This is a genomic window from Psychrobacter coccoides, from assembly GCF_017498085.1.
GTDB lineage: Bacteria > Pseudomonadota > Gammaproteobacteria > Pseudomonadales > Moraxellaceae > Psychrobacter > Psychrobacter coccoides.
On record NZ_JAGBKM010000022.1, the window covers coordinates 46,904 to 54,021 of the forward strand.

Consider the following 7,118-nt stretch of genomic DNA (forward strand, 5'->3'; position numbering starts at 1 on the left):
GCGAGTCATCAAGCAAGTAACTGAGCGAGTAATCTGACAAAATAGCTGATGACTTCTTATAAAGGTCACTAAACATCAAGATTAAACCTCTGAGAGTGGATACTCGTGGCAATCGCTACGGTTTTTTTGTTAGAATACGGCAATGCATTACATGGGGCTTAAGCGAGATACCATAACCGCTTAATACACTTCCTAATAAAGACGATTTTCTACTAAAGACAAGATACTAAGGGCAGACGTATGATGAATATTTTGGTGATTGGCTCAGGTGGTCGCGAACATGCGCTGGCATGGCAGTGTGCAAAAGATGAGGCAGTCGATAATGTCTACGTTGCGCCGGGCAATGCGGGTACAGCCTTGGAGCCAAAGTGCCAAAACGTTGTTTTGAAAGACAATAATGACGAACATGACGCTGTTATTGAGTTTTGCAAAAATAATAATATTGATATGGTTATCGTCGGACCCGAAGCGCCACTCGTCACAGGTATTGTCGACGCTTGTCGCAAGGCTGGCATCAAGGCTTGGGGACCCACGGCATATTGTGCGCAGTTAGAGGGCTCCAAGACTTTTGCCAAAGAATTTATGGCTGAGCATAACATTCCAACCGCCGCTTATCAGGGTTTTACCGATGTTGATAGCGCCAAAGCCTATATTGATGAGCAAGGTGCCCCTATCGTCATCAAAGCTGATGGACTGGCTGCAGGTAAAGGCGTTATCGTTGCCGAAACGATCGAACAAGCTTATGCAGCTGTTGATGATATGCTGGCAGACAATAAGTTTGGGGATGCAGGTAGCCGCGTGGTGATTGAGCAGTTTCTTCAAGGAGAAGAAGCCAGCTTTATTTGTATGATTGATGGCAAAAACATCTTACCGATGGCGACCAGTCAAGACCATAAGCGTGCTTTTGAAGGCGATACTGGCCCCAATACCGGCGGTATGGGTGCGTATTCTCCTGCCCCAGTTGTCACGCAAGAAGTACATGACAAGGTGATGACACAAGTGATTCAGCCCGTGGTTGATGCCATGAATGCAGCCGGTCATCCTTATACTGGGTTTTTGTATGCAGGCCTGATGATTGATAACGCTGGTGACCCTTACGTTATCGAATTCAACTGCCGCTTTGGTGACCCTGAGACTCAGCCTATTTTGATGCGCTTGCAGTCATCGATGGTAGACTTGGTTGCTCAGGGCTTGGCTGGCACGTTACCCGCTCAAGCAAAATGGGATGAGCGCCCTGCTCTTGGTATTGTAATGGCCTCAAAAGGCTATCCAGAAACATCATCTAAGGGCGATGTTATTACTGGATTACCAGCATTAGATCAAGCTAATGACTCAGCAATAAAAGTGTTTCATGCCGGTACGGCGTTTAACCATAATACCGCTTTAGACAATCAAAAAGCAGATATAACAACTGATGAGGATAAAGAAGTTGTCACAAACGGTGGCCGCGTATTATGTGTGACTGCTCTGGCAGACACCATATCAGATGCCCAGCAGGCAGCACTCACCGTTACTGCTGCAATCGGCTTTGATGGCGCCCAATACCGCCGTGATATCGGGCATCATGCTATTACTCGCAAGGACGCTTAGAGTAGACTCTGTCAAAACAATGTCCTGTGTTCTCTGATACACTCTATAGATAGACCTCAGTCAGAATAAAGACTGAGGTATTGTTTGTTTTCATTGTAATCATCTGTACTATGACCTAGCAGTCAGTACGATTTTGTATTCTAACATTACAGACCACTTGTATTGTTAGTCTCTAACCCGCAAATCAGTTGCAACTGATGAATGGTTATATCTATGGCACACAATACTTCTAAACCTTCTAATAACAAGCAATCGATTGATAACCTAAAAACCTCTGGGTTCGAACGTCGGTTGTCTATCGCCAAAACCTCTTTGAATATAGGCCGCCGCTGGGCAGGCAATAGCATGTCAGGCATCTTTTTGGACAAAAACACTCGTGCCAAACGCAATCAAGCGTTTATGGAAGCACAAGCAAATTATGTCGTAGAAGAGCTGGGCAAGCTAAAAGGCTCTGTGGTGAAAATTGGTCAGATGTTGGCGCTGTATGGCGAGCATGTATTGCCACCTGAGATTACTAGCGCATTACAAACGCTGAATGATGATACAGCGACACTCAGTTGGCCAAAGATTGAGCAAACTCTGCGCCATACTCTAAAAGACAAGCTCAATGAACTTAAAGTCGACCCTGTCCCTATTGGGACCGCCTCCCTTGCGCAAGTCCATCGTGCCACAGTTATTGCTACAGGTGAGGAAGTTGTATTAAAGATCCAATACCCAGGCGTGGCAGAAGCAATAGACTCTGACTTGGCCTTATTTAAGCGTCTGTTAAAGGTAAGTAATGTCGTGCCACAAACCCGTGCTTTGGATGCTTGGTTTGAAGAGATTCGTGACCTGCTGCACCATGAGGTGGATTACAAAATTGAAGCTGCTACGACCGAACGGTTTTATGAACGCCTAAAAGATGACCCCCGTTATGTGGTGCCTAAAATCAACCGCACCTATTCAAGTAAGCGCTTACTTTGTATGACTTTTGAGTCTGGCGTGCCGGTGACTTCAGATGCATTACAGACCCTGCCCCACGAACGTCGAAATGCTATTGGACAAGCAGCAATCGAAATTATGATGCAGGAAATCTTTGTTTGGGGAGAAATGCAAACTGACCCCAACTTTGGCAACTACTTGGTACGTATCAGTGATGATGAAAATGAACTTGATAAGTTAGTATTGTTAGATTTTGGTGCTATCCGTCAGTTTGATGAAAACTTATTAATGATCGCTCACAACTTATTGCGTGCAGGCTACCATCATGATCATAAAGCGATGATGAATAGTATGACAGGCTATGAATTTTTTGAGACGATGAGCGGTAAAGTCAGATCTGACATAGCTTCTTTGTTTTTATTGGCTACTGAACCATTTAGTGACCCTGATAGCAACCCCGATATTCCTAGTGATTGTTTGGATGAGCAGCAGCGTTATATTTGGGCAAACAGTAAGCTACATTCACGTATATCAGCAAGTGCCACTAAAGCGGTGCAATCATTTGAATTTAATTTACCTCCCAAAGAGTTTATGTTTATCAGTCGTAAGTTTATTGGTGCTTATACATTTTTGACGGTGATTGACGCTCATACTGATTCTGCTAGATTGGTAAAACCTTATTTATAATTAATTGTTATTTGCTAAATTTTTCTGCCGCTCTTTAGGAGCGGTTTTATTTTGAATTTATTTATTTGCTTAGGCTATTTTATAGTAGATAAATTAAGCATCTTTATCTGTATGACTTAAGATTATTGTTACAGATTTTAAAAGGTATCTATCATTTGCCAATGATCAAATCTAGTTAAATAACCCTCAGGCTTTGTCATTGTCAACTGCCAACACCTCTCGTTCCGGGCCAAATACTTGACCTCAAAATGGGTACGGTCACTATCATTTGCTACGACATTGCGGCTATAAGGCAGCTGCCAAACCTTTGCTGCCTGCTGCTCAGCATTATCAATATAAGCCTCTATGTTTGTGGCCAGTATAATCTTCCCTTCTGGCTGCAAACGTGATAATAAAAATTCAAAGAATGGCATGTTTAGCCATTGTTGGTTTGGATTATGCTGCTCAGGGTTGGGATACAAAATATATATACCAGCTAAACTGTTGGGCGCAATGGCATGGACGACCCATGCAATGGCGTCAGCATGCACGGGCGTTAAATTATCCAAAGACTGCTGCGTAAAAAGCCTATGAAAAGCTTCAAATTTATTACGGGTGCGCTCAATCGCAATTAAATGCTTATCAGGATTTTCTGTCGCAAAGCTTAGTGCATGCTTGCCCTTCCCTGCTCCAATCTCAAGTATTAAAGGTTGTTTCAGGGTTTCTCTTTGTAAAGCTTCTGGAATAGTAAATTTGCGTGGTGGTGTTAGTTTTTCTGGTTGAAACGCTCTTAGATGATTATGAGAGAGGTTGTTCTGGTGATTCATGGATAAACTCTATTTTTTGATTTCTGTGTGATGTGTAAGTTGGGACTTCTTTAATTTTTTTGCTTAGGCTATTTTATATATCACTATTATGCTTTAGGTATTATATAGTCAAGCCACTATAAAATAGATGCAGCGTTACTGAGATGGATTTTTCGCAGCCTCTGGAGTGACGGAGTCGCACAGTAAGCAAGGAAAATTTGTACCAGTAGCACGTTATAATAGCTGTACTCTTTTTATTGAGGACTCACACTATAAGCTTTTGGTAGGGACATTTATTTGTCTTTTAAAGACTGCATGCTATTATAACGGTTCTTCTTCATTGATAGTACTTCTCCTAATCATTGTACTCAAACCTTTAGGACAGCCCCACTTTATTATGACAGAATCTAACTTAAACCCTGCCCCAAAGACATACCCCTGCCCTCATTGTGGCACGCTCACAGCGTGGCAAGACAACAAATATAAGCCGTTTTGTAGTGAGCGCTGTAAGCTGATTGACTTTGGCGCTTGGGCCAATGAAGAGTATAGCGTCCCTGCCGAAACGACTCCGTTTTCTGATGAGCTATAATCTGATAACACAATATTTTAACTGTATTTTCTTTACTCAACCTTAAGGATGCTATGTATGTCAGCCACTTATCTGATGCCCACTTATAATCGCCAACCGATTAGCTTTACTCGTGGCTTGGGCAGCTGGTTATATACCAAAGAGGATACGCCCTATTTAGATGCTTTAACAGGCATTGCCGTATGCGGTCTTGGACATTGCCACCCACAAGTGACTGATGCGATTCAGCAGCAAGCCGCCACTTTAGTACATACCAGTAATTTATTCGGTATTGATTGGCAAGAGCGTGCTGGCCAAGCTCTCTGTACGGCCGCTCAAATGGATAGTGTGTTTTTTGCCAATAGTGGTGCTGAGGCCAATGAAGCGGCGCTAAAAATGGCTCGCTTATACGCTCATCAGTGTGGTTTTAAACGTCCTAAAGTCATCGTGATGGAACAGTCCTTTCACGGTCGTACGCTGCTATCAGTATCAGCCACCGCCAACCCTAAAGCACGTGAAGGCTTCTTTACTTTAGACGATGATTTTATTCGTGTGCCCTTTGGGGACATCGACGCCATCCAGCAAGCTGCCGCCGAGCATGAAGACATTTGTGCCCTATTGGTCGAGCCTATTCAGGGCGAGGGTGGACTAAACACTGCTGATAATGGATTTGCCTATTTGGAAGCACTACAAGCAGAGTGCGATGCCCATGATTGGCTCTTTATGCTTGATGAGGTACAAACGGGCAACGGGCGCACGGGTAAATATTTTGCTTATCAGCATAGCAGCGCTCGTCCTGATGTATTGACCACTGCTAAAGGTTTGGGAAATGGCTTTCCTGTCGGCGCCTGTATGGTACGTGGACGGGCTAATGGCTTGTTTGGAGCTGGCAGTCATGGCTCAACTTATGGTGGTACGCCGCTTGCCAGTCGTGTGGTTCATAGTGTCTATGAGGTACTGTCTGATGGCGACATCATGAAAAACGCGGTCAGTGAGGGTCAGTTTATTCGTGACGGGATAACGGATAAATTACAAAAGCATGGCGTGAGCAGCCGCGGGGCGGGAATGATGATAGGTATCGCTCTGCCTGAATCAATAGACTGCAGCCAACTGGTAGATCGTGCACGTGATGAGCATCAGCTTATCATCAACGTTACTGGTGGCCATGTCATACGCTTATTACCACCACTGAATATGCAACGTGATGAAAGCGAGCAAGTGGTTGAGCGCCTATTAAGCTTATTGACTCCCTTATTTTAAATACCTGCTGTTTTTTGGTATGGCTGTCAGCACCTAGATAGCGTAGCCATGACATTACTACAGGTAAAAGACCTCCAGTTCAAACTGGAGGTCTTTACTTATACATCATAGCTTTTACATTTTTTTCTGAACCATTAGCCAGCATGAAAGTATTTTTTGAGTACTTCCAAACAACGGCTGACTTTAGCAGGTTGTTGCTCACGGTTTAAGGTTACCGCATACAATACAAAACTTGGCAACTGATAGCCGGTTAATACCTCGACCAGATTACCATTAGCTAGGTCGTTTTTGGCATCCATCTCCATCATTCTCACCACACCATGACCCTCTTTTGCCAAGGTTAGTGCCATAAAGACATTATTGGTGTGAATGCGTGATGACATCTTTAGCCGTGTTTTTTTACCTGTTTCGGTCTGTACAAAGTCCAGCTGACTGGCGTCCTTCATGATATCGATACAAATGAGCTGATGCTCATTTAAATCTTTAGGCGATTCAATCTTTTTGTGATGTCGCAAATACTGAGGAGAGGCCACCAGAACTTGCCGCACATCAGATAACGGATGGTTACTTAATGTCAAATCATCGATGCTTGGGCTCATACGAATGGCGATATCGATGCGCTCATCAATCAAGTCGACATAATGATTGTCTGCCAAAAAAGTAATGCTTAAATCATTATGTGCTGCCATCCATGTGGATAAGGCGGGTAAAATATGATGCACCCCTAACTCAGGGGTAGTGGCTATACGCAGACTGCCCGCCAACTCATCACGCAATTGATTGACCTTGATCCGGCCTTGCTCAGCAGCGCTGACCATATCTCTTGCCGCTTCATAAAAGCTTTCGCCCGCTTCGGTCAAACTGAGCTTACGTGTAGAACGATGCAGCAGCACCACACCCAGCTCATTTTCCAATGATCGAATCTGTTGGCTGACTGCACTGGTGGTAATCCCAAGCTCACGAGCCGACCCACTGAAGGACCCGTGCCCTACCACACTGGCAAACACAGCCATACCACGTAAATTATCTAGCATATTTTCACCCAAGCTATTTTTAGCTAACTTTATTTTTTAATATAACTTAACTATTATAGCGGATAATATAAGTTTTTCACAAAGAACTACAAAACTCCCCTCTCATTGGAACCTGCCAAATATGACTGAAAGCATTATTTGACTTCCTCCCCTCGCTAAACCGAGGGGATTCCTACAACTAGACGGTCAAGCCCGACCGCAAGGATGTTCTTAGCGGCATTGATATCTCTATCATGCCATGTGCCACACTCAGCACACCTCCATCCTCTTATT

7 protein-coding genes are annotated in these 7,118 nt (G+C 43.9%); 4 read left to right on the forward strand and 3 right to left on the reverse strand.

What is annotated here, in order from left to right:
* Window positions 1-243 precede the first annotated feature (243 nt).
* Together purD and J3492_RS11100 are read left to right on the forward strand one after the other, a co-directional pair.
* Window positions 244-1,590 carry a phosphoribosylamine--glycine ligase gene (gene purD / locus J3492_RS11095; protein WP_207992125.1) on the forward strand — a complete coding sequence of 449 codons (1,347 nt, stop codon included), beginning with the start codon at window positions 244-246 and terminating at the stop codon, window positions 1,588-1,590.
* A 213-nt stretch (window positions 1,591-1,803) separates the two neighbouring features.
* Window positions 1,804-3,198, forward strand: a complete 1,395-nt coding sequence (locus J3492_RS11100) for an ABC1 kinase family protein (protein WP_207992120.1) — start codon at window positions 1,804-1,806, stop codon at window positions 3,196-3,198.
* Window positions 3,199-3,335: 137 nt separating this feature from the next.
* On the opposite strand, the gene J3492_RS11105 is transcribed toward J3492_RS11100, so the two are convergent.
* Complete coding sequence (locus tag J3492_RS11105) at window positions 3,336-4,004, reverse strand: DUF938 domain-containing protein (RefSeq protein ID WP_207992121.1); 669 nt, start codon at window positions 4,002-4,004, stop codon at window positions 3,336-3,338.
* 376 nt (window positions 4,005-4,380) lie between these two features.
* On the opposite strand from J3492_RS11105, the gene J3492_RS11110 reads away from it, so the two are divergent.
* Complete coding sequence (locus tag J3492_RS11110; protein WP_207992122.1) at window positions 4,381-4,572, forward strand: DNA gyrase inhibitor YacG; 192 nt, start codon at window positions 4,381-4,383, stop codon at window positions 4,570-4,572.
* A gap of 57 nt (window positions 4,573-4,629) precedes the next feature.
* Window positions 4,630-5,811, forward strand: coding sequence for an aspartate aminotransferase family protein (locus J3492_RS11115; protein ID WP_207992123.1), 1,182 nt, complete (start codon window positions 4,630-4,632; stop codon window positions 5,809-5,811).
* Window positions 5,812-5,945: 134 nt separating this feature from the next.
* On the opposite strand, the gene J3492_RS11120 is transcribed toward J3492_RS11115, so the two are convergent.
* Window positions 5,946-6,845 (reverse strand): LysR family transcriptional regulator, encoded by a 900-nt coding sequence (locus J3492_RS11120; protein WP_207992124.1) that lies wholly within the window; start codon window positions 6,843-6,845, stop codon window positions 5,946-5,948.
* A 155-nt stretch (window positions 6,846-7,000) separates the two neighbouring features.
* A partial coding sequence (locus J3492_RS11125; protein WP_207992126.1) for a zinc ribbon domain-containing protein occupies window positions 7,001-7,118 on the reverse strand: 118 nt, incomplete at its 5' end.

What these genes read in the sequence shown, in the direction of transcription:
- J3492_RS11120 (WP_207992124.1), bottom strand. Translation starts at nt 6,845, where the DNA reads ATGCTAGATAATTTACGTGGTATGGCTGTGTTTGCCAGTGTGGTAGGG.
- J3492_RS11115 (WP_207992123.1), top strand. Translation starts at nt 4,630, where the DNA reads ATGTCAGCCACTTATCTGATGCCCACTTATAATCGCCAACCGATTAGC.
- J3492_RS11100 (WP_207992120.1), top strand. Translation starts at nt 1,804, where the DNA reads ATGGCACACAATACTTCTAAACCTTCTAATAACAAGCAATCGATTGAT.
- J3492_RS11105 (WP_207992121.1), bottom strand. Translation starts at nt 4,004, where the DNA reads ATGAATCACCAGAACAACCTCTCTCATAATCATCTAAGAGCGTTTCAA.
- J3492_RS11110 (WP_207992122.1), top strand. Translation starts at nt 4,381, where the DNA reads ATGACAGAATCTAACTTAAACCCTGCCCCAAAGACATACCCCTGCCCT.
- purD (WP_207992125.1), top strand. Translation starts at nt 244, where the DNA reads ATGAATATTTTGGTGATTGGCTCAGGTGGTCGCGAACATGCGCTGGCA.